21 protein-coding genes and 1 riboswitch are annotated in these 25,436 nt (G+C 63.6%); of the genes, 15 read left to right on the top strand and 6 right to left on the bottom strand.

What is annotated here, in order from left to right; genetic code table 11:
- The first annotated feature begins 138 nt into the window (after positions 1-138).
- Positions 139-945 carry a PP2C family serine/threonine-protein phosphatase gene (locus K226_RS0113125; protein ID WP_024815250.1) on the top strand — a complete coding sequence of 269 codons (807 nt, stop codon included), beginning with the start codon at positions 139-141 and terminating at the stop codon, positions 943-945.
- 63 nt (positions 946-1,008) lie between these two features.
- Here K226_RS0113125 and K226_RS0113130 read toward each other — a convergent pair whose 3' ends face one another.
- The 5 genes from K226_RS0113130 to K226_RS0113150 all read right to left on the bottom strand — a co-directional run bounded on the left by K226_RS0113130 (position 1,009) and on the right by K226_RS0113150 (position 8,607).
- On the bottom strand, positions 1,009-1,698 hold the full coding sequence (locus K226_RS0113130) for a hypothetical protein (protein ID WP_024815251.1): 690 nt from the start codon (positions 1,696-1,698) through the stop codon (positions 1,009-1,011).
- Complete coding sequence (gene zapE, locus K226_RS0113135; RefSeq protein WP_024815252.1) at positions 1,698-2,795, bottom strand: cell division protein ZapE; 1,098 nt, start codon at positions 2,793-2,795, stop codon at positions 1,698-1,700. The genes K226_RS0113130 and zapE overlap by 1 nt, the downstream gene beginning before the upstream one ends.
- A gap of 90 nt (positions 2,796-2,885) precedes the next feature.
- Positions 2,886-4,316: a dihydrolipoyl dehydrogenase gene (gene lpdA, locus K226_RS0113140; protein ID WP_024815253.1), complete on the bottom strand. Its 1,431-nt coding sequence runs from the start codon at positions 4,314-4,316 to the stop codon at positions 2,886-2,888.
- A 97-nt stretch (positions 4,317-4,413) separates the two neighbouring features.
- Positions 4,414-5,682 carry a 2-oxoglutarate dehydrogenase complex dihydrolipoyllysine-residue succinyltransferase gene (gene odhB, locus K226_RS0113145; protein WP_024815254.1) on the bottom strand — a complete coding sequence of 423 codons (1,269 nt, stop codon included), beginning with the start codon at positions 5,680-5,682 and terminating at the stop codon, positions 4,414-4,416.
- 48 nt (positions 5,683-5,730) lie between these two features.
- Positions 5,731-8,607 (bottom strand): 2-oxoglutarate dehydrogenase E1 component, encoded by a 2,877-nt coding sequence (locus K226_RS0113150; protein ID WP_024815255.1) that lies wholly within the window; start codon positions 8,605-8,607, stop codon positions 5,731-5,733.
- Between the two features lie 246 nt (positions 8,608-8,853).
- On the opposite strand from K226_RS0113150, the gene K226_RS0113155 reads away from it, so the two are divergent.
- On the top strand, positions 8,854-9,927 hold the full coding sequence (locus K226_RS0113155) for an AI-2E family transporter (RefSeq protein ID WP_024815256.1): 1,074 nt from the start codon (positions 8,854-8,856) through the stop codon (positions 9,925-9,927).
- Positions 9,928-10,176: 249 nt separating this feature from the next.
- On the opposite strand, the gene K226_RS0113160 is transcribed toward K226_RS0113155, so the two are convergent.
- Entirely contained in the window at positions 10,177-11,199 is a 1,023-nt protein-coding gene (locus K226_RS0113160) for a sulfate ABC transporter substrate-binding protein (RefSeq protein WP_024815257.1), read from the bottom strand.
- A 154-nt stretch (positions 11,200-11,353) separates the two neighbouring features.
- On the opposite strand from K226_RS0113160, the gene K226_RS0113165 reads away from it, so the two are divergent.
- From K226_RS0113165 to K226_RS0113225, 13 genes are all read left to right on the top strand, one after another.
- Positions 11,354-11,626 carry an oxidative damage protection protein gene (locus tag K226_RS0113165; protein WP_005799545.1) on the top strand — a complete coding sequence of 91 codons (273 nt, stop codon included), beginning with the start codon at positions 11,354-11,356 and terminating at the stop codon, positions 11,624-11,626.
- Positions 11,627-11,834: 208 nt separating this feature from the next.
- On the top strand, positions 11,835-13,775 hold the full coding sequence (mnmC, locus tag K226_RS0113170) for an FAD-dependent 5-carboxymethylaminomethyl-2-thiouridine(34) oxidoreductase MnmC (protein WP_024815258.1): 1,941 nt from the start codon (positions 11,835-11,837) through the stop codon (positions 13,773-13,775).
- 241 nt (positions 13,776-14,016) lie between these two features.
- Positions 14,017-14,820, top strand: a complete 804-nt coding sequence (locus K226_RS0113175) for a sulfite exporter TauE/SafE family protein (RefSeq protein ID WP_024815259.1) — start codon at positions 14,017-14,019, stop codon at positions 14,818-14,820.
- 15 nt (positions 14,821-14,835) lie between these two features.
- Entirely contained in the window at positions 14,836-16,629 is a 1,794-nt protein-coding gene (locus K226_RS0113180; RefSeq protein WP_024815260.1) for a nitrite/sulfite reductase, read from the top strand.
- Between the two features lie 12 nt (positions 16,630-16,641).
- Positions 16,642-17,037: a DUF934 domain-containing protein gene (locus tag K226_RS0113185; RefSeq protein ID WP_024815261.1), complete on the top strand. Its 396-nt coding sequence runs from the start codon at positions 16,642-16,644 to the stop codon at positions 17,035-17,037.
- A complete protein-coding gene (locus tag K226_RS0113190) occupies positions 17,034-17,666 on the top strand; it encodes a phosphoadenosine phosphosulfate reductase family protein (RefSeq protein ID WP_024815262.1) in 633 nt (210 codons plus the stop codon). Before K226_RS0113185 ends, K226_RS0113190 begins: the two co-directional genes overlap by 4 nt.
- Before the next feature lie 177 nt (positions 17,667-17,843).
- Positions 17,844-18,788 (top strand): sulfate adenylyltransferase subunit CysD, encoded by a 945-nt coding sequence (cysD, locus tag K226_RS0113195; protein ID WP_024815263.1) that lies wholly within the window; start codon positions 17,844-17,846, stop codon positions 18,786-18,788.
- Positions 18,788-20,155, top strand: coding sequence for a sulfate adenylyltransferase subunit 1 (locus K226_RS0113200; RefSeq protein ID WP_024815264.1), 1,368 nt, complete (start codon positions 18,788-18,790; stop codon positions 20,153-20,155). The genes cysD and K226_RS0113200 overlap by 1 nt, the downstream gene beginning before the upstream one ends.
- Before the next feature lie 104 nt (positions 20,156-20,259).
- Positions 20,260-20,589: a ferredoxin FdxA gene (gene fdxA / locus K226_RS0113205; RefSeq protein ID WP_024815265.1), complete on the top strand. Its 330-nt coding sequence runs from the start codon at positions 20,260-20,262 to the stop codon at positions 20,587-20,589.
- Positions 20,590-20,650: 61 nt separating this feature from the next.
- A complete protein-coding gene (locus K226_RS0113210) occupies positions 20,651-21,715 on the top strand; it encodes an NAD(P)/FAD-dependent oxidoreductase (protein ID WP_024815266.1) in 1,065 nt (354 codons plus the stop codon).
- Positions 21,716-21,866: 151 nt separating this feature from the next.
- The gene (locus K226_RS0113215; RefSeq protein ID WP_035241063.1) at positions 21,867-23,297 is read left to right on the top strand and encodes a GGDEF domain-containing protein; all 1,431 of its coding nucleotides are present in this window, start codon (positions 21,867-21,869) and stop codon (positions 23,295-23,297) included.
- Positions 23,298-23,488: 191 nt separating this feature from the next.
- A riboswitch (TPP riboswitch) is annotated at positions 23,489-23,594 on the top strand.
- Positions 23,595-23,662: 68 nt separating this feature from the next.
- On the top strand, positions 23,663-24,934 hold the full coding sequence (locus K226_RS0113220; protein WP_024815268.1) for a cytosine permease: 1,272 nt from the start codon (positions 23,663-23,665) through the stop codon (positions 24,932-24,934).
- A gap of 70 nt (positions 24,935-25,004) precedes the next feature.
- The gene (locus tag K226_RS0113225; RefSeq protein ID WP_024815269.1) at positions 25,005-25,400 is read left to right on the top strand and encodes a glutathione S-transferase N-terminal domain-containing protein; all 396 of its coding nucleotides are present in this window, start codon (positions 25,005-25,007) and stop codon (positions 25,398-25,400) included.
- Positions 25,401-25,436: the final 36 nt, after the last annotated feature.

Genomic DNA, 25,436 nt, shown 5'->3' on the forward strand with positions numbered 1-25,436 from the left:
GTGGAGGTTCGATTTCAAGGCATTGACGGCGCCAAGCGCTCACGGGCATGGCAAAAATGCCACACGCGAATGAATAATACGTGGTCTGGCGCCCTGCGCCGATGCGTATTTGAGCCGCCGCCCCCCACAATCACCAGCATGACCAAAGCGTTCCGCCTTATCGCCTCGACCGGCATCCACAAGGGTGACCGCGAATACCAGCAAGACCAAGTGGCCCTGATCTCCCACGAACGCTACAACGGCTGCGTGCTGGGCGTGATCGCTGACGGCATGGGTGGTCGCAGTGGTGGGCGCAAGGCATCCGACCAGGTGATGATGACGGCCCGCCAGTTGTTCGAACGCTACTCGCCAGAGTCCGACGACCCTGCCGCAATGCTCAAGAACATGGTGGAAGAGGCGCACATCGTCATCCGCCTCACGGCCATTTCATCCGAACAGGAACCCCACAGCACCATTGCGGCGTTTTTGATCAACCCGCGCGGTGACTGCCACTGGGTTCATGCGGGCGATTCGCGCATTTACCATTTTGAGGGTGCCAGGCTGACCTTTCGCACCAGCGACCACTCTTATGTGCAGGCCTTGGTCGATCGTGGCGAGCTGACCGAAGCCGAGGCCAACATCCATCCGCATTCCAACATTCTGGTGGGCTGCCTGGGCACCGAGAGCGATCCACCCACCACCACCCACACCATCCAGCACTTGCAGCCAGGCGATGTTTTGCTGGCCTGCAGCGATGGTGTATGGCACTACTTTTCTCCCACCGAGCTGGCCTCGGTGGTCGATTCCCTGTCGCCGCGCGAGGCCACCGAATTTCTGATCGACAAGGCACGCTCGCGCGCACGCGGGGGTGGCGATAACCTGTCGCTGGTCGTCGTGAAGATTGAAGCCCTGGAAGAAGAGAAAAAAATGGGACGACTGAGCCCCATTTCCTCAAAAACCGCCTGAAGCGCGCAGGGCCAGCTCGCAGGCGCGGGCGCGTGCTTCCCTTAGTCCCCGTCACCCCGCACTTCAGGGTTGAACGGGCGGCAGCCCCGACGACGCGGGCAGGGGAGCAGCCGGTTGGCGCCCTGCGGCGGCAGACTCGGCCTGCATTTTCTGCACCCGTTCGCGCCGCTCCTGCGCGGATTTCACGTTTTCAGCATGGCGGGACTGCGCCGTGGCCGCCCGCTCAGCGCTTTGCCTGGCACGCTGCGCCTGGTTTGCAGCGCTCGACTGCCGGCGGGCCCGCTGCTGCTCGGCCCGCTGCTGTGCGTCTCGTTGACGCTGCGTGCGCAAATCCTCCACGCCGACGGGAGCACCACGCCCCTCCCCTCGTGCCGAGCCTTGGGGTTGCGAACGGTCAGGAGCCACGCGTTGCTTTTCTTCGATCGAGCGCAACCGCTCGGCGGCTTTTTCCTTGCGCTCTGCGTCATTGAGTTGCAACTCGCGCCCGCGCAGTTGCAGTTCTGCCCTGCGCGCCTGGGTTCGCACGTCGCGCAGGCAGTCTTCTACCGCAAACCGGCGATAACACGCGGTCTCCTCACGCTTTCGCGTGGCCGCGATGGCCTGGCGCTCCTGGTGAATATGCTCGCGCTCGGCCTGCCGTTGTGCCTGCACGGCGCTGTAACGATTTTCAGGCGGGGCAGGATCCGCCGCTTGCACCATCGCAGGCCCGGCGATCAAACAGACCAGCCCGCCAATTGCCCATGCCTTTTTCATTACGTCAGTCCCGTCTCAACAGTGCGGCGATCCAGCGCGAGAAACTCCTTGGACTGCATCTCGTGCAGCCGGGACACCGTGCGCGGAAACTCGTGGGCCAGAGGTCCTTCGGTGTACAGCTGCTCTGGCGGCACAGCAGCCGACATGATGAGCTTGACCCGCCGGTCATACAGCACGTCCACCAGCCAGGTAAAGCGCCGCGCAGGCGACGCCATGTTGACCGGCATATAGGGCACATCCGACAGCATTACCGTGTGGAACTGCGTGGCAATCTCCAGGTAGTCGTTCTGCGACCGGGGGCCACCGCACAGCGTCCTGAAGTCAAACCACACCACGCCCCCCGCCTTGCGCCGCGCCCGGATCTCGCGCGCTTCGATGTGCAGCACGGGGTCTTCATCGTGCACCTCGGCCAACTGGTCAAAGGCAGCATTCATTTCGGCATCTGCCTCGGGACCGAGGGGCGTGTGATAAATCTTCACCTGCTCTAGCGTGCGACGCCGGTAGTCCGTGCCGTTGTCCACATTCACGACCTCCAGCTTTTCATTGAGCAGCGCAATAGCGGGCAGGATACGGTCGCGGTGCAAGCCATCGGGGTACAGATCGTCGGGCTTGAAGTTGGAGGTGGTGACAAACCCCACCCCGTTGTCAAACAGCGCCGCCAGCAAGCGGTGCAAGATCATCGCGTCAGTGATGTCGGCGACGTGAAACTCATCAAAGCAGATCAGCTTGTAGCGCTTGGCAATGCGCGCACCCAGCACATCCAGCGGGTTCACCGTGCCCTGCAGGCCAGCCAGCTCGCGGTGCACCTCGCGCATGAACTCGTGAAAATGCAGTCGCACCTTGCGCTTGAGTGGCACGGCGTTGAAAAAGCAATCCATGAGAAAGCTCTTGCCCCGCCCGACCCCGCCATACATGTATACGCCACGCGGAACTTCGGGGCGGTTGATGATCTTTTTAAGGGCGTTGGAGCGGCGCGACTTGTACGCCGCCCAGTCCTGAGCGCAGCGCTGCAGGGCGTCCACCGCGCGCAATTGCGCCGGATCGCTCTGAAAACCCTTGGCGGCAAGTTCTGCGAGATAGGTCTGTTTGACAGTCACGTTGAAGATGCCCCGATACTATGATGCTATAAAATAAATAGCTGCTAGCGCTTACTGCATAAGCGCTAGCAGCCAATTTGACTCAAAGAATCAGAAATTCAGCGTGCGTTTGTCCACGGCCAGGGCGGCCTCCTTGGTCGCTTCGCTCAAGCTGGGGTGCGCGTGGCAGATGCGGGCAATGTCTTCTGCGCTGGCCTTGAACTCCATGGCCACCACGGCTTCGGCAATCAGCTCGCTAACCTGCGGCCCCACCATGTGCACGCCCAGGATTTCATCCGTCACCGCATCGGCCAGGAACTTGACCATGCCCGTTGTGTCGCCCAGTGCCCGCGCGCGACCATTGGCCAGGAACGGGAACGTGCCAGCCTTGTACTTCACGCCATCGGCCTTCAGTTGCTGCTCGGTGCGGCCCACCCACGCGATTTCGGGGCTGGTGTAAATCACCCAGGGGATGGTGTTGAAGTTGACATGCCCGTGCTGGCCGGCCATGCGTTCAGCCACGGCCACGCCCTCTTCCTCGGCCTTGTGCGCCAGCATCGGGCCACGCACCACGTCACCCACGGCCCACACCCCAGGCAGGTTGGTCTTGCAATCGCCGTCCACCGCAATGGCACCGCGCTCGTCCAGCTGCAGGCCCACGGATTCGGCATTCAGGCCGATGGTGTTGGGCACGCGGCCAATCGAGATGATGAGCTTGTCTGCGTCCAGGGTCTGGGCTTCACCCTTGCTGTTGGTGTAGGCGATGCTGACGCCCTTCTTGCTGTTCTTGATCTCGCCGACTTTCACGCCGAGTTCGATCTTGAGCCCCTGCTTGTCAAACGCCTTTTTGGCTTCCTTGGCGATCTGTTCGTCCACGGCACCCAGGAAAGTTGGCAGGCCTTCGAGCACGGTCACTTCCGCGCCCAGGCGGCGCCAGACCGAGCCCATCTCCAGGCCGATCACGCCCGAGCCGATCAGGGCGAGCTTTTTGGGCACCGCGCCGATGCGCAGAGCGCCGTCGTTGGACAGGATGTTCACTTCATCAAATTCCGCACCGGGCAGAGCACGCGCGTTGGAGCCGGTGGCAATGATGATCTGCTTGCCCACCAGAGTTTCCTCGGTGGCGCCCGCCACCTTGATTTCATAGCCACCGTCGGCCGCCGCCTTCACGAACGAGCCACGGCCATGGAAGAAACTGACCTTGTTCTTCTTGAACAGGTACAGGATGCCGTCGTTGTTCTGCTTGACCACGCTGTCTTTGCGGGCCACCATCTTGGACACGTCCATCTTCACGCCGGTGGCGGTGATGCCGTGGTCGGCAAAGTGCTTGTTGGCATGCTCGAAATGCTCGGACGACTGCAGCAGCGCCTTCGACGGAATGCAGCCCACGTTGGTGCAGGTGCCGCCGGGGGCCGGGCCGCCCTTGTCGTTTTTCCATTCGTCGATACAGGCCACGTTCATGCCCAGCTGCGCTGCGCGAATGGCAGCGATGTAGCCACCGGGGCCGCCGCCGATCACGACGACATCAAATTGTTTGCTCATGGGGAAATCTCACTCAATCAGTTGGTGAAAGACCCACCGACGGGCTCCAGCGCAGGCCAGGCCACATGGGTGGGTCGATGCTTTCAGCGCTCAGCGCTTAGATGTCGAACAGCAGGCGCGAGGGGTCTTCCAGCGCGTCCTTCATGGCCACCAGGCCCAGCACGGCTTCGCGACCGTCGATGATGCGGTGGTCATACGACATCGCCAGATAGTTCATCGGGCGCACCACAACCTGGCCGTTCTCGACCACGGCGCGGTCCTTGGTGGCGTGCACGCCCAAAATGGCCGACTGAGGTGGGTTGATGATGGGGGTGGACATCATCGAGCCGAAGGTGCCGCCGTTGGAAATGGAGAAGGTGCCGCCGGTCATCTCTTCGATGCCCAGCTTGCCTTCTGCAGCCTTCTTGCCAAATTCAGCGATCTTCTTCTCGATTTCGGCAAAGCTCATCTGGTCGGCGTTGCGCAGGATGGGCACCACGAGACCACGGGGCGATCCCACGGCGATACCGATGTCAAAGTAGCCGTGGTAGACGATGTCGTTGCCATCGACCGAGGCATTGAGCACCGGGTACTTCTTGAGCGCATGCACGGCCGCCTTCACGAAGAAGCTCATGAAGCCGATCTTCACGCCGTGTTCCTTGGTGAACGCGTCCTGGAACTTCTTGCGCATATCCATCACAGGGGCCATGTTCACTTCGTTGAACGTGGTCAGGATGGCGTTGGTCGATTGCGACTGCAGCAGACGCTCGGCCACACGGGCGCGCAGGCGGCTCATGGGCACGCGCTGCTCGGGACGATCGCCCAGGTTCTGTGCAGCCGACGGAGCAGCCACTTGCGGCAATGCCTTGGTGGGCACACCGGTGGGAATGGCGCTGGGCGCCACGGCCTTGGCCGCACCAGCCGCCACCGCGCCGAGCACGTCGCCCTTGGTCACACGGCCATCCTTGCCCGTGCCGGCCACAGCCGAGACCGACAGGTTGTTGTCGGCCAGCAGCTTGGCCGCTGCGGGCATGGCGACATCGGCCTTTGAGCCACCCGTTGCAGCAGCGGCCACGGCCACAGCAGCTGCAGGCGCGGCAACTGCAGCAGCAGGCGCAGCGGCAGGAGCGGCGACACCGGCTGTGCCTTCGGTGTCGATCTTGGCGATCAACTGCTCGGCCACCACGGTGGCGCCATCACCCTGGACGATTTCTGCCAGCACGCCGGCAGCAGGTGCGGGCACTTCCAGCACAACCTTGTCGGTTTCGATTTCGATCAGGATTTCGTCCACGGCCACTGCCTCACCGGCCTTCTTTTTCCAGGTCAGCATGGTGGCCTCGGCCACGGATTCGGACAGTTGCGGTACTTTGACTTCTACGATAGCCATATCAATTCTTTCGGAATGGGGTTTTGTTCTGGAGGGGGATTGCCGGCCTTACTTGGTCAGGACAAAACCCTTGAGCTTGGCAAACGCGCCGTCCACCAGCGCCTTTTGCTGTTCCTGGTGCAGGTGCGAATAACCCACGGCAGGCGAAGCAGACGCCGCGCGGCCGGAGTAGCCCAGCTTCTGGCCATCGAGCATGTTTTCGTGGATGTTGTGCTGGATGAAGAACCATGCGCCCTGGTTTTGCGGCTCATCCTGGCACCAGACGATGTCCACGGCGTTGGGGTACTTCTTGATCGCGGCGGCAAATGCCTTGTGCGGGAACGGATAGACCTGCTCGACACGGATGATCGCCACGTCGTTGGCCTCGTTCTCGGTGCGCTTCTTCACCAGGTCGTAATAGACCTTGCCAGAGCAGGCAATCACGCGCTTGACCTTGTCGGCCTTCTTGTCGATGGCCTCGTTCTGCTCGGGAATCACCGTCTGGAAGTTGCCCTTGGTGAACTCGGACAGCGGCGAGGTGGCATCCTTGTTGCGCAGCAGCGACTTGGGGGTGAAGATGATCAGCGGCTTGCGCAGGTCACGCACCATCTGGCGGCGCAGCACATGGAAGATCTGGCTGGCCGTGGTGGGCTGCACGATCTGCATGTTGGCATCTGCCGCCAGCTGCATGAAGCGCTCCAGGCGGGCAGAGCTGTGCTCTGGGCCCTGGCCTTCGTAGCCGTGCGGCAGCATGAGCGTCAGGCCATTGGCACGGCCCCACTTCACCTCACCGGAGGCGATGAACTGGTCGATCACGACCTGTGCGCCGTTGGCGAAGTCGCCAAACTGGGCTTCCCAGATGACGAGCGTGTTGGGGTCGGAGCCCGCATAGCCATACTCGAAGCCCAGTACGGCTTCTTCGGAAAGGATGGAGTCAATCACGACGAACGGTGCCTGGTTTTCTGCAACGTTCTGCAGCGGCACGTAGGTTCCGGTGTCCCACTTCTCACGTTTCTGGTCATGAATCACGGCATGGCGGTGCGTAAACGTGCCACGGCCGCAGTCCTCGCCCGACAGACGCACCGGGTAGCCGCTGGCCACCAGCGACGCAAAAGCCATGTGCTCACCCATGCCCCAGTCCACGGGGGTGTCGCCACGGCCCATGGCAGCGCGGTCGTCATAGACCTTCTTGACGAGCTGGTGCGGCGTGACGGTTTCGGGAATGGTGGTGAGCTTTTCGGACAGGCGCTTCCATTCGGTCAGCGGGATCGCGGTGTCGCCAGCGTCGGTCCACTTCTTGCCCAGGAACGGGCTCCAGTCCACGGCGTACTTGCTCTTGAAGTTGGTCAGCACAGGATCAACCGTGTGCTTGCCGGCATCCATGGCGGCACGGTAGGCCTTGACCATGTCATCGCCCAGCGTTTCGCCCAGGCCTTGCGCGGCCAGCTTGTCGGCGTACAGCTTGCGCGTGCCGGGGTGGGCGGCGATCTTCTTGTACATCAGAGGCTGCGTGAGCATGGGAGTGTCCTGCTCGTTGTGGCCCAGCTTGCGGAAACAGGTGATGTCCACCACCACGTCCTGGCGGAACTCCATGCGGAATTCCAGCGCCAGTTGAGTGGCCAGCACGACGGCTTCAGGATCGTCACCGTTGACGTGCAGCACCGGGGCTTCGACCATCTTCACGATGTCGGTGCAATACACGGTGGAGCGCATGTCGCGCGGATCCGATGTGGTGAAGCCGATCTGGTTGTTGATGATGATGTGCACCGTGCCGCCCGTGGTGTAGCCACGGGTCTGGGCCAGCGCCAGGGTTTCCTGGTTGACGCCCTGGCCACCAAAGGCCGCATCGCCATGCACCAGCACCGGCAGCACCTGGCTGCCCTTGGGGTCGTCACGGCGGTCCATGCGGGCGCGCACCGAGCCTTCCACCACCGGGTTCACGATTTCAAGGTGCGAGGGATTGAAGGCCAGCGACAAATGCACGGGGCCGCCCGCAGTGGACACGTCAGAACTGAAACCCTGGTGGTACTTCACATCGCCGGCGGGCAGGTCTTCAGGCGCCGTGTGGTCGAATTCGGCAAACAGATCCTTGGGCATCTTGCCCAGCGAGTTCACCAGCACGTTCAGGCGGCCGCGGTGGGCCATGCCGATGACGATTTCCTGCACGCCCTTGGCGCCGGCCGACTGGATCAACTCGTCCATCGCGGCGATGAAACTCTCACCGCCTTCCAGCGAGAAGCGCTTTTGGCCAACGTACTTGGTGTGCAGAAAGCGCTCCAGGCCTTCGGCGGCCGTCAGGCGGTCAAGGATCTGGCGTTTCTTGTCGGCATTGAACTGGGGCTTGCTGCGAATGCTTTCCAGCTTTTGCTGCCACCAGCGCTTTTGCGCCTGGTCACTGGTGTACATGAACTCGGCACCGAGGGTGCCGCAGTAGGTTTCACGCAGTGCGTTGAGCAATTCGCGCAGGGACATGGTGTCCTTGCCGAAGAAGGTGTTGCTGATGTTGAAGACCGTTTCCTGGTCTGCATCGGTGAAGTCGTAAAACGAGGGCTCCAGCTCGGGAATGGCGGGGCGCTCGGTGCGCTTGAGGGGGTCCAGATCGGCCCAGCGCTGGCCCACGTTGCGGTAGGCGGCAATCAGCTGCTGCACGGCGGTGCGCTTGCGGCCCATCTCGGCATCGTTGCTGGCAACCACCACCTTGGTGCCGCCTTGCTTTGCGCGCTCGGCAAAGGCATTGATCACGGGAAGGTGCGGAACGTCCTTGGCATTGGATCCGTCGACAGCGGGAACATGCTGCAACGCATCAAAATAATCGCGCCACGTGTCGGGCACGCTGCCAGGGTTGGCAAGATAGTTTTCATACATCTCTTCGACATAGGGCGCATTGCCGCCGAAGAGGTAGGTGTTGCCTTGGTAGGCTTGATAGACGGATGTCGTATCGCTCATATTCCGCTGACCTCCGCTTCCCTTGGGGAAGCATTAGCTGGTTGAGAAACCTTCCGCGACACGGCTGGACCGATTTGCGGATGCGACTGTGGCTGGGGAAGGGCCTTTGTACGAGCGGTATTGTGCCATCGAACCGTCAGACGCTCCAGCCGGCGCCCCCCGGGGTTACCCACCCGCAGACACCGCAGCGGGTTGGAGGCTATTCACTCGCGTACAGTCCGGGCATTCCACTGCCACTGCACCTCCATGCCACCCTCACCCTTTCAGAACCGCGTGTTCCTGATTCTCTTGACGCTGGTCACAGTCGCCTTCGGGGCCATCCTTTGGCAGTTTCATGGCGCGGTGTTCTGGGGACTGGTGCTGGCCATCCTGTTTGCGCCCCTGCACCGCAGGCTGCTGCACCGCATGCCACGCAGCCCCAACCGCGCGGCCCTTGCCACTTTGGCGCTGTGCATGCTGATCGTCATTTTGCCCATGACCCTGATCATGCTGTCCCTGGCACAGGAAGCCACAGGCATCTACGACCGCATGAAATCAGGCGAGCTGAACTTTGGCCAGTATCTGCAGCAGATCATTGCCGCCCTGCCGGCCTGGGCCGCCAGCCTGCTGGACCGCTTTCACCTCACAACCCTGGACGAGCTGCAGCAAAAGCTGTCGTCTGTGGCGGTACAGGCCAGCCAGTTTGTCGCCACCAAGGCATTGAACATCGGGCAAAACACCCTGGAGTTCGTGGTGAGCTTTGGCATCATGCTGTACCTGCTGTTCTTTTTGCTGCGCGACGGCGCGGCGCTGGCAACACGCATCGGAAACGCGATCCCCCTGGCCCAAGAACACAAGCACCAGCTGTCCAGCAAGTTCACCACCGTCATCCGCGCGACCGTCAAGGGCAACATCGTGGTGGCGGCCTCACAGGGTGCGCTGGGGGGCCTGATTTTCTGGATTCTGGGCATTCAGGGCCCCGTACTCTGGGGTGTGGCCATGGCGTTTTTGTCGCTGCTGCCCGCAGTGGGCGCCGGACTGGTGTGGGGGCCGGTGGCACTCTACTTTCTGGCCACCGGCGCCGTGTGGCAGAGCGTGGTGCTCACGCTGTATGGCGTTGGCGTGATCGGACTCGTGGACAACGTCCTGCGGCCCATACTCGTAGGCAAGGACACCAAGATGCCGGACTACGTGGTGCTGATTTCCACGCTGGGCGGCATGGCCATGTTCGGGCTGACCGGTTTTGTCATCGGCCCGGCGATTGCCGCCTTGTTCATCGCCAGCTGGGACCTCTTTGCCCCCCCGCACCCACCAGCCAACCCGCCAGGTATGAAACTCTGAGCGGCGCCTCGCGCGCCCGGCCGCGTTACGGACTTGGCCGTTTAATACGAAGCAACTGGATGCAGAGGCGTTTTGCGCGCAGCCATTGATCAGCGCTACGAATTGCTATTATTTTTATAGCTTCTACCGCTTTACCGACAAGGGCTAAAGGCCTTTTTCGCTTAATATCCTCAACTCGTTCGCACCACAGCGCCGTGCCCAGCCGTGGCACCTGCGGCCAGGCCGACCGGGGAGTCATGGGGCGGCGGCTTACTTGCGCGAATAGATCTGGTCGAAGCTCGCGTTGTCCGCAAAGTGGTCCTTGGCCGCCTTGTTCCAGCCACCAAAAGCGGCATCAATAGTGAACAGGTTCAGCTTGGGGAACTGTTTGGCGTACTTGGCCTTGGCCTTATCGGACACGGCCGGACGGTAGAAATTCTTGCCGGCGATGTCCTGGCCCTCTTCGGTGTAGAGGAACTTCAGGTACTCCTCGGCCACGGCGCGCGTGCCCTTCTTGTCCACGTTCTTGTCCACCACCGTGACGGCAGGCTCGGCGAGGATGGAAATCGAGGGCGCAATCACATCGAACTTGGTGCCAAATTCCTTTTCGAGCAGGTAGGCCTCGTTTTCCCAGGCGATCAGCACGTCGCCCTGGTTGCGCTGTGCAAAGGTAATGGTGGAGCCGCGCGCGCCGGTGTCGAGCACGGGCACGTTGCCGTACAGCTCGGCAACAAAATCCTTGGCCTGTGCATCGCTGCCGAACTTGCGCTTGGCGAATTCCCACGCCGCAAGGTAGTTCCAGCGCGCACCGCCCGAAGTCTTGGGGTTGGGGGTGATCACTTTCACATCGGCGCGCACCAGGTCATCCCAGTCCTTAATGCCCTTTGGGTTGCCCTGGCGCACCACCAGCACGATGGTGGAGGTGTAGGGCGAGCTGTTGTGCGGCAGACGCTTTTGCCAGTCTTTCGGAACCCAGCCGCCATTGTTGTGCAGTGCATCGGTGTCGCCCGCCAGCGCCAGGGTGGCCACATCGGCGTCCAGCCCGTCGATGATGGAGCGCGCCTGCTTGCCCGAGCCGCCGTGGCTTTGCTTGATGGTCACGTCCTGGCCGGTCTTGCCCTTCCAATATTTGGCAAAGGCCTGGTTGAATTCCACATACAACTCCCGGGTGGGGTCGTATGACACATTGAGCAGCGTCACAGACTGTGCAAACGACGGCAATGCTGTCAGGGCCAAACTGCCAGCCAGGGCGACGGCGAAGGGAAACTTGATAAAGTTGCGGCGAAAGTTCATTGAAAGCCTCTTTTATGAATGGGTTGCGGTGCAAAACACCGATGAAACGCATTCTGGAAGGCCATCTTCAAAACTGGAACGACTAAGATTTCAGTTCTTTATACCCAAATCATCTGAGCAACCCTTTTGCTCGCACATCACACAAGGAAATCCCATGGCACGCACCGTTCAATGCATCAAGCTCGGCAAGGAAGCCGAAGGTCTCGACTTTCCTCCCTACCCTGGCGAACTGGGTAAACGCATCTGGGAAAACGTGAGCAAGCAGGCGTGGGCGGACTGGATCAAGCACCAGACCATGCTGGTCAATGAAAACCGCCTGAACCTGGCCGACGCCCGCGCCCGCCAATACCTCGCCCGACAGATGGAAAACCACTTTTTTGGTGGCGGCGCAGACGCCGCAGCGGGATACGTCCCGCCCAGCGCGTAACGCAGTGCAGCGCTGCAAAAAGTGGGTTCGTCAAAACCATTTCTTTGGCGGTGGCGCACACGCCGCTGCAGGCTACGTGCCGCCCAGCGCGTAATGCAGTCGAGTGCTGCAATAAGCTGTTTCGTTCACAACGGTAATGGGGTAACGGTGCCGGTCAGGCCTCGGCCTGCGAGCCACAGGACACCTGCGTCTTTTTTCATCACTCCCCATGTCCGAACCCATTGACTGGCTCCCGGACGGCACCCCGTACAGCCCCCGCTTCGGCGACCGTTATCACAGTGAAAACGGTGGGCTGGATCAGGCGCACCAGGTTTTCCTGCACGGCTGCGGCCTGCCTGCAGCTTGGGCTGGGAGTGCCCAGTGGCGCATTCTCGAAACCGGGTTCGGCTTCGGGCTGAATTTTCTGGTCACCTGGGCGGCGTGGCGGGCCGATGCGCAGCGCCCCCGCCTGCTGCATTTCATCTCGACAGAGGCCTGGCCTGTAAGTGCCGCTGACCTGCTGCGCGCTGCCTCGGCCCACCCGGAACTTGCGCCCTTGGCCCAGGAACTGCACGACCAGTTCTGGGGGCTGTTGCCGGGCGTGCACCGCCTCACCTTTGATGGCGGGCGCGTGCTGTTGACACTGTGCATTGGCGACGCCCAAACGGTGCTGCGCCAGCAGGAATGGACCGTGGATTCGGTTTACCTGGACGGATTCAGCCCCCAGCACAACCCTGATCTGTGGAACCTGCACACGCTCAAGGCCGTGGCGCGCTGCTGCCGCCGGGGCACGCGCCTGGCCACCTGGACCATTGCGCGCGCAGTGCGCGATGCGCTCACGCAATGCGGCTTCCATGTAGAGAAGGTGCCGGGCGTGCCGCCCAAGCGCGACAACCTGCAAGCCACCTTCGATCCTCGGTGGGAGCCGCGCACTTCGCGCACGCCCCCTACCCGCCCCGTGCGCGCTGCACCTGCCCGCTGCCTGGTGATTGGCGCAGGTCTGGCGGGCGCCGCCACGGCAGCCAGCCTGGCGCGGCGCGGCTGGCAGGTGCAGGTGCTAGACATGGGCGATGCACCGGCGGCGGGGGCCTCCGGACTGCCGGTGGGTCTGTTCGCCCCCCATCTCTCCCCGGACGACAACGTTTTCTCGCGCGTGTCGCGCAGTGGCGTGCGCGCCATGCTGCAGCAGTCGAAGGTGCTGTTACAGCAGGGTGTGGACTGGAACCCTTGCGGCGTGCTGGAACGTCGGCCCGAGCAGAACCTGGGCCTGCCCGCAGGCTGGGAACAAAGCCCTGGTGCCGACTGGAGCCAGGCAGCCAGCGCGCCCACCCTACAAGCCGCCGGGCTGGCGCAAGACACCCCCGCCTGCTGGCATGCGAAAGCGGGCTGGGTGCAACCCGCGCGCCTGGTCCGCGCATTGCTGGCGCAGCCCGGCATCGAGTGGTGCCCCCGCAAATCGGTAGCGCGGCTGCAGCGCAGCCCGGCGACCGACAGCGCCGCCACCGGGGACAGCACCGCCACCGGAATATGGCAGGCACTGGATGACCACGGCCACACCATTGCCGAGGCTGAATGCGTGGTGCTGGCCGCAGGCCCGGCCTGCAATGCGTTGCTTGCAGCCTCATCAGCACCCACCCTGCCACTCCAGTCCGTGCGCGGTCAGTTGTCGTGGGGTCGGCAAGACACGGGGGCTGCTGCCCTGCCCCCTTTTCCGGTCAACGGAAATGGCGGCCTGGTCGCCCATGTTCAGCGAGACGCGGGCCTTGCCTGGCACATGGGTTCCACCTTTGAACGGGATGTGGACGCCTTGCCGCTCACCTCCGCCGAAGTGGCGGCTGCCCATGCCACCAACTGGCGGCGCTTGCAGGAATTGCTGCCCAACGCGGCGCCCACGCTGCAGGCGGCGTTTGCCAGCACATCGCCCTCGGATACTGCCGCAGTGCGCGCCTGGGCCAGCGTGCGCTGCACCGCAACCGACCGCCTGCCCATCGTCGGCCCTGTCGATGCCCAGGCCCTGCCCGGCCTGTGGGTCTGCACCGCCATGGGCGCGCGCGGGCTCACGCGGGCCGTGCTGTGCGGCGAACTGCTGGCCGCGCTGGTGAATGCCGAGCCGCTGCCACTGGATGCGCGTCTGGCGCGCGCCATGGGCACGGCGCGGCTGGAGAAATAACCTCCCGTGGCGTTTCGCGCCTTTCCGCCTTTCTTCGCGCTGCGCGCGGAAAGCGGGACGCCACCAGTTCAGCGGGTGGCGCTTGCACGGTAGCGGCTCGCCTGGGACGCAAAAGAACAAGGCACAAAACCCCACCAAACCCCGCGCAACCCGCGCCACAGCTCGTGCATAAGCTTATTCGCATAAGGGCAGCACTAAACAATCGTTTGTTTTCATAAGCCGGGCCTCTACATTCGCAGCCATGCATGATTTGGCGTTTGTTTTTGCGGGCTTTGCCGTCGGGCTCATCGTGGGCTTGACCGGTGTGGGCGGCGGCTCGCTCATGACGCCCGTGCTCATCTTCTTCTTTGGCGTCAAGCCCCACCTGGCCATTGGCACCGACCTGCTGTTTGCCGCTTTCACCAAGATGGGCGGCACCGTGAGCATGGCGCGCCAGCGCCTGGTGCCGTGGCGCGTGGTGGGCCTGCTGTGTGCGGGCAGCATTCCGGCGGCACTGGCTGCGCTGTGGCTGCTGCACCGCATGGGGCCAGCCACCGAACAGGCCCAGCACCTCATGACGAGCACGCTGGGCATTGCCCTGCTGCTCACGGCCGCAGCCACGGCCTACAAGGTGCTGGCGTTTTCGCCCCAGCGCCAGGCTGCCGAGGTGGCTGCCCGCCGCGCCAATGCGGCCAACGCCGCCGAGCCACGCCACTGGAGCCTGCCGGTGCTGCTGGGCGCGGTGATTGGCACGCTGGTCACCTTCACCTCGGTGGGCGCGGGGGCCATTGGCGTCACCGTGCTGCTGCTGGTGTTTCCGCACCTGCCGCTGCCGCGCATCATTGCTGCCGATATTGCCTACGCCGTGCCGCTGACGCTGGTAGCGGGCCTCGGCCATGCGTCGCTGGGCTCCGTCGATTGGCCGCTGCTGCTGCAACTGCTGGCCGGTTCGCTGCCCGGCATCTGGCTGGGCTCGCGCCTGGTTTCCCGCACCCCCGAGCGCCTGATCCGCTCGGCCCTTTCCGTGCTGCTCGCCTGGGCGGGCGCCAAACTTGTTTTGATTTAAGAGGCTCATTGCCCCATGTACCAATACACCCACTTCGACAAGCAATTCGTCCAACTGCGCGCCCAGCAGTTCCGCGACCAGCTCGAGCGCTGGCAGCGCGGCGAGCTGACCGACGAACAGCTTTTGCCGCTGCGCCTGCAAAACGGCTGGTACATCCAGCGCTACGCCCCCATGGCCCGCATTGCCGTGCCCTACGGCGAAATCAGCAGCACGCAATTGCGCATGCTGGCCCGCATCGCCCGTGACTACGACAAGCCCACACCCGAGCTGCTGGCCCATGCCCAGGCCACGCAGGACGAACTGCAGGCCGCCCAGCCCGGCCTGACACTGCACGCAGCGCCACTCCAATACGGCTACGGGCACTTCACCACGCGCACCAACGTGCAGTTCAACTGGATCCCCATCACCAAGGCCGCCGACGTGATGGACCTGCTCGCCAGCGTGGGCATGCATGGCATCCAGACCAGCGGCAACACCATCCGCAACATCACCACCGAGGCGTATGAAGGTATTGCGGAAGACGGCATCGTTGATACGCGCCCCTTCGCCGAGATCGCACGCCAGTGGAGCACGCTGCACCCCGAGTTCGCGTTCCTGCCGCGCAAGTTCAAGATCGCGTTCAACGGCTCCGCCGAAGACCGCGCCGCCACCGGCTGGTACGACATCGGCGTGCAGGCGCTCAAGAACAGTGCGGGCGAAGTGGGCTTTACCGTCAAGGTGGGCGGTGGCATGGGCCGCACGCCCATCATCGGCGCCGTGGTGCGCGAGTTTCTGCCCTGGAACCAGCTGCTCAACTACATCGAGGCCGTGATCCGCGTCTACAACGGCTACGGCCGCCGCGACAACAAGTGGAAGGCGCGCATCAAGATCCTGGTGAAGGCCGAGGGCCAGCAATTCATCGACGCAGTGGAGGCCGAGTACAAGGCTATCGTGGAGCAGGACGGCGCCCCGCACACCATCACCCAGGCCGAACTGGACCGCGTGCAAGCCAACTTTGTGGTTCCCGAGTTGAAACCCGCCAACCTGCCCAGCAGCGTCAAGACCGACGGCCAGCTCTACCAGCGCTGGCTCCAGCAAAACGTCACCGGCCACCGCCTGCCCGGCATGCGCGCCGTGACGCTGTCGTTCAAGCGCGTGGGCTTTGCACCCGGCGATGCCGACGCCGACACGATGGGCGCGCTGGCACAGCTGGCCGACCAGTTCAGCGCGGGCGAGGCGCGCCTGACGCACAAGCAGAACCTGCTGCTGCCCTGGGTGTTCGAAAGCGACCTGCCCGCCCTGTACGAAGCCGCGCGCAAACTGGACCTGGCCCAGCCCAACATCGGCCTGCTGACCGACATGATCGCCTGCCCCGGCGGCGACTTCTGCTCGCTGGCCAATGCGCGCAGCCTGCCCATTGCCGCGGCCATCACTGAGCGTTACCAGGACCTCGACGAAGTCTTCGACCTGGGACCCATCGACCTGCACATGAGTGGCTGCATCAACAGCTGCGGCCACCACCACAGCGGGCACATCGGCATCCTCGGGGTCGACAAGGACGGCAAGGAGTGGTACCAGATCACGCTGGGCGGTGCCGACGGCACGCGCCTGTCGGGCCCGGCCCTGGCGGGCAAGGTGGTCGGACCCTCGTTCACGGCCTCCGAAGTGCCCGACGTGATCGAGGCCGTGCTCACCACCTTCCGCGCGCTGCGCAAGCCTGGCGAGTTCTTCATTGATGCGCTGCGCCGCATCGGCCACGACCCGTTCAAGGACGCCGCCAACGGCGCGCGCCACCCCAAGCAGGCGCAAGAAGAAGCCATCACCGAATAAATCCAGATCACTATGAAAATAATAGCTGCCAGCACTTTACCCACAAGCGCTGAAACCGAAAAAACCTTGCAGATCGCCAACGACGCCGAACTGACGGACATCGTCGCCAGCGGCGCGCTGCAGGGCGTGGAGCGCATCGAGCTGCACTTTCCCAAGTTCACCGACGGCCGCGCGTTCAGCCAGGCCGTGCTGCTGCGCCGCCGCCATGGCTTTGCGGGCGACCTCCGCGCCACGGGCGATGTGCTGATCGACCAGCTGGTGCAGATGGCGCGCAGCGGCTTCACGAGCGCAGTGCTGGCCGAGGGCCAGAACCTGGCGGCCGCCGAGCGCCAGTTTGCGCGCTACAGCGCCTTCTACCAGGGCGATGCGCTGGAGCCGCGCCCGCTCTTCGCACGGGAGGCGGCATGAGTGCGGTGCGCGAGCTCGACCTGGCGCAGGTCAATGCCCGCTGGGGCCGCGATGCGCCGGCCCTGGTGGAGTGGGCCGTGGGCCTGGGCCAGCCCACCATCGTCACCACGAATTTTCGCCCGTTCGAGGCCGTGATCCTGCACCTGGTGACGCGCGTCAACCCCCAGGTTCCCGTGGTCTGGATGGACAACGGCTACAACACTGAAGCCACCTACCGCTTCGCCGACGAGGTGACGAAACAGCTGGGGCTGAACCTCAAGATCTACCTGCCACGCCGCTCCCGCGCGCACCGCGAGGCGGTGGAGGGCGCAACGCCTGCGCTTCATGATCCACGCCACGCCGCCTTCACCGCCGAGGTGAAGCTCGAACCCTTTGCCCGCGCCCTGCGCGAGACCGCACCGCAAGTCTGGTTCACCGCCCTGCGCGCCACCGACACCGCCGTGCGCGCACAGATGGACCCCGTCAGCATCAACCCCGATGGCCTGATCAAGGTCGCCCCGCTGCTGCACTGGTCATCCAAAGACCTGCACGAATACTGCGTGAAGCACGGCCTGCCCAACAACTTCGACTACGTGGATCCGACCAAGGGCGAAGACAACCGCGAGTGCGGCCTGCACCTGGCGCATTGAAATTACCACCCTCCTGAGTCGCTTCGCGCCTTCGCCCCGCTCTCGCATGGCTGCGCCATGCGGGCAGGGGGACGCAGCCAACGCAGCGGGGGCGGCCCTTGCGCGGCTGCCCTCGCCTGGACTGCGCCAGTTGCATACGTCCCGGACATTGAACCGAACCACTGAGCACATTCACCCATGAACGCCCGTATCGACACCTCCACGCTGAGCCACCTCAGCAACCGCCACCTCGACGCGCTGGAAGAAGAAACCATCTTCATCCTGCGCGAGGTGGCTGCCGCTTTCGAGCGCCCCGCCCTGCTGTTCTCGGGCGGCAAGGATTCGCTGGTCATGCTCAAGTGCGCCGAAAAGGCCTTTGGCACCAAAGCCAGCGGCGGCGGCATTCCGTACCCGCTGCTCATGATCGACACGGGCCACAACTTCCCCGAGGTGACGGACTTTCGCGACTTCCGCGCCAAGGAACTGGGCGCCGAACTCATCGTGCGCAGCGTCGAGGATTCGATGGCGCGCGGCACCGTGCGCCTGGCGCACCCGGGCGAGTCGCGCAACGTGCACCAGTCGGTCACGTTGCTCGAAGCGATTGAAGAATTCCGCTTTGACGCGTTGATCGGCGGCGCCCGCCGCGACGAGGAAAAGGCACGCGCCAAGGAGCGCATCTTCAGCCACCGCGACAGCTTCGGCCAATGGCAGCCCAAGGCCCAGCGCCCCGAGCTGTGGACGCTGTTCAATACCCGCCTGCAGCCCGGCGAGCACTTTCGCGTGTTCCCCATCAGCAACTGGACCGAGCTGGACGTGTGGCAATACATCGACCGCGAGCAGATTGCCCTGCCGTCGCTCTACTACACCCACCAGCGCCAGGTGGTCGAACGCAAGGGCCTGCTCGTGCCCGTGACCGAACTCACGCCACCGCGCGACGGTGAAGTGGTGGAAACGCGCCAGGTGCGCTTTCGTACCGTGGGCGACATCACCTGCACCTGCCCGGTGGAAAGCCCTGCCGCCACAGCCGCCGACATCGTGATCGAGACCCTGGCCGCCGACGTGAGCGAGCGCGGCGCCACCCGCATGGACGACAAGACCTCCGACGCCTCGATGGAAAAGCGCAAGAAAGACGGGTACTTCTGATGACTACTATGAATTCAATAGCTGCTGGCGCAATACCAGTAAGCGCAAACGGCACAAATGACCCTATTTCCGCGCTGAAGTTCATTACCTGCGGCAGCGTGGACGACGGCAAGAGCACGCTGATTGGCCGCCTGCTGGTGGACAGCAAGGCCGTGCTGCAAGACCACCTGGCCGGCGTGCAGCGCGGCGGCGAGACCGACTTGGCCCTGCTGACTGATGGCCTCTCAGCCGAGCGCGAGCAAGGCATCACCATCGACGTGGCCTACCGCTACTTCGCCACCGAAACGCGCAAGTTCATCATTGGCGACGCGCCGGGCCACGAGCAGTACACGCGCAACATGGTCACCGCCGCCAGCAGCGCCGATGCCGCCGTGGTGCTGGTCGATGCCACCAAGCTCGACTGGCAAAACCCCGACCTCGCCCTGCTGCCGCAAACCCGCCGCCACAGCCTGCTGGCCCATTTGCTGCGCGTAAACGCGCTGGTGTTCGCTGTGAACAAGCTCGACGCGGTGCAAGACCCGGTGCTGGCCTGGAAGCACATCCAGGGCGCTTTGGCCCGTTTTGCCCAAGCCGCAGGCATTGACGTGTGCGCCACTGTGCCTGTGTCTGCCCTCAAGGGCTGGAACGTGGTGGACGCCCACTCTGGCTGGTGCGGCTACGAAGGCCCCACGCTGCTGCAGGTGCTTGAAGCATTGCCCAACACGCCTGCCGACACGGCACTGCCGCTGGCTTTCCCGGTGCAGTGGGTCGAAAAATCCTCGTCCTCGTCCTCTGACACCTCTCAGGGCCGCCGCGTGTTCTGGGGCCGTGTGGCAGCAGGCAACGTAGCGCCTGGCACGCCGGTGCAAATTTTCCCCAGCGGCCAGTTGGCCACCGTGGCCCAGGTGCTCGACCATGCCCGCCGCCCCGGCGACGTGCCTGCGGGCACCAGCGCCGGCATCATCCTGGACCGCGAGGTCGATGTATCGCGCGGCGACTGGATCGTGGCTGCGCCCACCGAGGCAGCCCCGGCCGAAGACGATTTCGACACGCCCGCCGCTGTGCCCGCCTGGCCCGCCCGCCGCGAGCTGCGCACCACCGTGGCCTGGATGGACGACGAGCCCCTGGTGGCGGGCCGTGTTTACTGGGCGCTGCATGGCCACCGCTGGGTCAAGGCCAAGGTGAAAGCCGTGGTGCACCGGCTCAACATCAACACGCTGGCCGAAGAGCCCGCCACGCAACTCGATCCCAATGCCATCGGCCATGTGGATCTGCTGCTGCAAGAGGCCATTCCCGCGGCTGCATTTGGCACAGCGCGCGTGCTCGGATCACTGATACTGGTGGACACTGCCAGCCACAAAACCGCTGGGGCCGTGCTGGTCAACTGACCTGCATCAATCCCCTGAACCCACACTGACCGCAAGGCCCCTTTAATCTCGTCGGTGAAAGCTTCTAAAATCAAGGGTTTTCACCGACCCACACAATTCCTGCCATGACCCACGTCGTTTCCGAAAACTGCATCAAGTGCAAGTACACCGATTGTGTGGACGTGTGCCCCGTGGACTGCTTCCGCGAAGGCCCGAACATGCTCGTCATCGATCCCGACGAGTGCATTGACTGCGCCGTGTGCATCCCCGAGTGCCCGGCCAACGCCATCTTTGCCGAAGAAGACCTGCCGGCAGACCAGCTCGCGTTCATCAAGCTCAACGCCGACCTTTCTTTTGCTGACGGCTGGAAGAGCATTACCAAGCGCAAGCCCGCCCTGCCCGACGCCGACGAGTGGAATGGCAAGCCAGGCAAGGTCAAGGACCTGATCCGCTAATTGCGCGCGAGGCGCCCCTCCCGGGCCTGCACTGCGCAGCCCCACACCCGCGCCCCATCCCGTGAACACCGCCACTGCCCTCCTGGCCCCCACCGCCGCTGACGCCGTCGTCATCGGTGCGGGGCCTGTCGGCCTGTTCCAGGTGTTCCAGTTGGGCCTGCACGGCCTGCGCGCCCACGTCATCGACGCCCTGCCCCACCCCGGCGGCCAGTGCGCCGAGCTGTACGGCGACAAACCCATCTACGACATTCCCGCCATTGAGGCCTGCACCGGGCACGAACTGGTGCAGCGGCTGTGCGCGCAGATCAAGCCCTTTGGCCCCACGTTCCACCTGGGCCAGCAGGTGAACACCGTGCAGACCCAACCAGGCGGCGGCTTCCTCGTTGGCACCGCGCAGGGCACCCGGTTGTTGGCGCGCACTGTGTTCATCGCCGCCGGCGTAGGTGCCTTCATGCCACGCGCCCTCAAGCTGCCTGGCCTGGAGGCTTACGAAGGCACCCAGCTGCGCTACCGCCTGGACGACAGCACCAACCTCGCCGGCCAGCGCGTGGTGGTGCACGGCGGCGACGAACCCGCCGTGCAGCAGGCCATTGACTGCGCCACCGCCCCCGAGGCGCAGCGCCCCGCACACACCACCCTGCAGCACCGTCGCGACGTGTTCGACGCCCCGCCCACACTGCTGGAGCAACTGCAAGCCCTGCGCACCTCGGGCCGCATCGAGGTTGCCATCGGCGTGGCCAGCGGCATCGTCGAAGAACAGGGGCGCCTGGCCGCGCTGGAGCTGACCACGCCCGAGGGCCAGCCGCTGCGCCTTCCGCTCGACCTGCTGCTGGTGCGCCTGGGCCTGGTGCCGCGCCTGGGCCCTATCACCGAATGGGGCCTGCAGCTAGAGCGCAAGCAGCTCGTGGTCAACCCCGCCACCTTCTCCACCAGCGTGCCCGGCATCCACGCCGTGGGCGACGCCATCACCTACCCCGGCAAGCGCAAGCTCATTCTGAGCGGCTTCCACGAAGCCGCGCTCGCCGCCTTTGGCGCGGCCGAGTGGCTGGCGGGGCACAAGCTGCCGCTGGAGTACACGACCAGCAGCGAGAAGTTGCAAAAGCTGCTCAGAGTCGAGGCGAACTAACCCAGCGGATCACTCCGATGCTGCTGAAGCTGCCTCGATCTCCTGTGACCCGTTGAGAGAGCGCATTTTGCGGGACTGGCGTAGGCAATAATGCCCGCTGGAGGTGTCAGTGCTAACCCAATCTCTTGCAACAGGTCTCGACTTTGAAGACATGTTCAACCTTGCCCCTGTATCGCTGTGGATGGAAGATTACAGCGGGCTGAAACAATTGTTTGACCAGTGGCGTGCGGACGGCGTCACCGATCTGCTCGCCTTCTTGCAAGAAGATCCGCAGCGGCTGCAACGCTGCAGCCAGTCCTACAAGGTGGTGCAGGTCAATCAGTACACCCTCGACTTGTTCAAGGCTGCGGATCAGCAAACCCTGCAGAGTCGGCTGCATGAGGTTTTCCGTGGGGACATGCTCGACAGCATCGTGGCAGAGCTACTTGCGCTGTGGGAAGGCCAGCAGGGTTTCGAGACCCGGTCAGTGAACTATGCCCTGGACGGGCGACGGCTGGATGTTCAGGTCCGCGCCCGGGTGCTTCCCGGCTATGAGGACAGCTGGAGCCGGGTGTTGGTGTCACTGGAGGATGTGACAACCGAGGTTCGGGGCACGGAACAGCTGCAGCGCAGCGAGCGATATACCCGGGACCTGTTCGAACACTCGCCCGTATCGCTTTGGGTAGAAGACTTCAGCGAGGTGAAGCGACTGCTCGATGAAGTGCGCACCCGGGGCATCCGCGACTTCAGAACCTTTCTGAAAGTGCATCCGGAATTCGTCACGCGCTGCATGCAGGAAATCCGCGTGATCGACGTCAATCGCCGCACCTTGGAGATGTTTGGCGCAAGCGGCAAGCCAGAACTGCTGCAGACCCTCTCACGGGTTTTTCGGGGGGAAATGTACGAATCCTTTGCCGAGCAGTTGCAGGACTTGTGGGAAGGCAAGCTGGTGCAGCAGCGCGAAGTGGTGAACTATGCCCTCTCGGGTGACGTACTGCACATCCACCTGGAGTTCGCCGTCATGAGCAGCCATGCCGAGAACTGGGGATTGGTTCTGCTGTCCCTGGTGGACATCACCGCGCGCAAGAAAGCCGAGGCCTATCTGGAATACCTGGGCAAGCATGATGTGCTGACCCAGTTGCGCAACCGCGCTTTCTATATGGAAGAGCTGAACCGCCTGTCGCGCAAGGGGCCATGGCCCCTTTCAGTGATCGCCATCGACATGAATGGCCTCAAGACCGTCAATGACGAGCACGGCCATGCCGCAGGGGATGCCATGCTGCGCCGCGTGGGCGAGGTGCTTGCCAAGGCGGTGGATGCGCCGGCTTGCGCAGCCCGGATCGGCGGCGATGAATTCATGGTGCTGCTACCCGCAACGGATGAGCGCGGCGCCCAGGCGATGCAAGAGCGAATTTTGTCTCTTCTGGAGTTGAACAACCAGTTCTATCCCGGGCACACCATCCAGGTTTCCATGGGATCTGCGTGCGCTCAGGAAGGAGCGTTCATGGAAGCCGTGGTGCATCGCGCGGATCAGGAGATGTACGCACAAAAGAGTCGTTTTTACCAGGCAAGAGAGCAGGACCGGCGGTCGGACGCAGCCTGAGGTTTTCTGGCTCGAAGGGGTCTCTTTCGGACTCCGCACCGCCAGGCAGATGGGGCGCGACCCTGATAGCAGCGCCTTCTGCAGGCCGGATGAGTTCGCCTCGGGAACCGAGATTTCTGGATAGTCTCCCTGCACTCCAGCCTGCGCCCTGCCCCACCCCGCTAGAATCCGCCCCGCACCGCCGCAAGGCGCTGCACCGCTAGGGGTGCCCCGCAGCGCCAACGCTGCACGGGCTGAGAGAGTCCCTTTGAACCTGACTGAGATCATCCTCGCGCAGGGAAGCCCGTCCGCCATTCCACGCCCTTGACCGCGCTTGGCCCGGGTCTTCCTTGCGCTGCAACGCACCGCACTGCCAAGGAACCCGCATGAGCACCCACACCCCATCTGCCAACGAGGCGCTGACACCCGTTTCGAGCGAGCGGCGCGTCTTTGCCTGGCATGACCACGCGTCGCTGTGGTTCAGCCTGGGCGTTGGCCTGCTGGTGATGCAAGTGGGCGCGTACCTGATGCCCGCGCTGGGCACCCAAGAGGCCCTGTGGGCCATCGCGGCGGGCTCCATCCTGGGTGCCGGCCTGCTGGGCTGGGTGGCCAAGCTGGGCTGCGACAGCGGGCTGGCCAGTGCGGGCCTGATGCATGCGGTGTATGGCCGCACCTTTGCGGGGCTTCCCATCATCCTGAACATCGTGCAGCTGATGGGCTGGGGCACGTTTGAGCTGGTGGTGATGCGCGATGCCACGGTAGCCATCGGTCAGCAATCGGCCACCATGGCAGGCGCGCACTGGCCTGTGCTGGCCACGCTGCTTTGGGGCGGCGTGGTGATGCTGCTCATCAGCGGCTCGATGGTGCAGCTGGTGCGCAAGGTGATTGCGCGCGTGGCGCTGCCGCTGGTGGTGGTGTCGCTTCTGTGGCTGAGCTGGCAATTTTTGTCGCTGGCGCAGGCCCAGGGTTTTGAAGCGCTGTGGAACCGCAAAGGCGAAGGCGGCATGGGCGTACTGCCCGCGCTGGATCTGGTGATTGCCATGCCGATCTCGTGGCTGCCCCTGGTGGCCGATTACGCCCGCCACGGCAAAAACGGCGGCGCGGCCTTGCGCGGCACCTGGCTGGGCTATGCGCTGGCCAACCTGTGGTGCTATGCGCTGGGTGTGCTGGTGGCACTGACCTTGCCCAGCAAAGATCTGGTGCAGGCCTTGCTGCTGGCCCAGGGCGGGTTGATTGCGCTATCGCTGATCCTGATTGACGAGGTGGACAACGCCTATGGCGACACCTATTCGGGCGCCGTATCGGCCCACAGCCTGCTGCCACGCTGGAGCGTGCGCCGCTGGGGCCTGGCCATGACAGCGTTGTGCACCGCTCTGGCGCTGGTGCTGCCCATGCACAGCCTGGAGCCGTTTTTGCTGCTGCTGAGCTCGGTGTTTGTGCCCTTGTTCGGCGTCATCCTGGGGCGCCTGGCTTTTGGCACCAATGCGCCCGCATTGCTGGCGCAGGCACGCAAGGTCAACCCCTTGCCTGTTGCCATCTGGTTGGCAGGAGTTTCTTTCTACCACCTGCTGCCCATGGTTTCTACAGTGCTGGGCGCCGCTTTGCCCACGTTGGTGCTGTGTTTTGTGCTGGCGTTCGCAACGCGCCCTCGGCGCTGAGCGAACTCGAGCAAGGGCAGCCCATGGTCTGCCCACAAAGGGGCAGCTCTCTGCTTGCCTAAAATGGCCCATGAAATTTTTAGTTCGATCCTTTTTCAAGACCCTGCGCATTGTGTTGGGCCCTGTGATGCAGCTCAAGGAGACCTTGACGCGTCCCCAGGGCATGGTGCGTTCCACTGCCGGACAAGATTCGGTGGACCAATCGTGCCGCGCACTCGCCCTGTACCAATACAAGACCTGCCCTTTTTGCATCAAAGTGCGCCAGGAAATGCGTCGCCTGTCCCTGAAAATCACCCAGGTGGACGCTCAGCCGGAAGGACCCGCCAGAGCCGAATTGACGCAGCAAGGTGGCCACACCAAGGTACCCTGCCTGAAGATCACGGACGAAGCTGGCAACAGCCTTTGGCTCTACGACTCCGAAAAAATCATTGCCTACTTGCGCAGCAATTTCGCGCAGGTGGTTTGAGGACCTCTTTAGCGCTTCAGCTCTTAACGGGCCACG

Origin of the sequence: Acidovorax sp. JHL-3, assembly GCF_000526295.1 — a bacterium.
Taxonomy (GTDB): domain Bacteria; phylum Pseudomonadota; class Gammaproteobacteria; order Burkholderiales; family Burkholderiaceae_C; genus Acidovorax; species Acidovorax defluvii.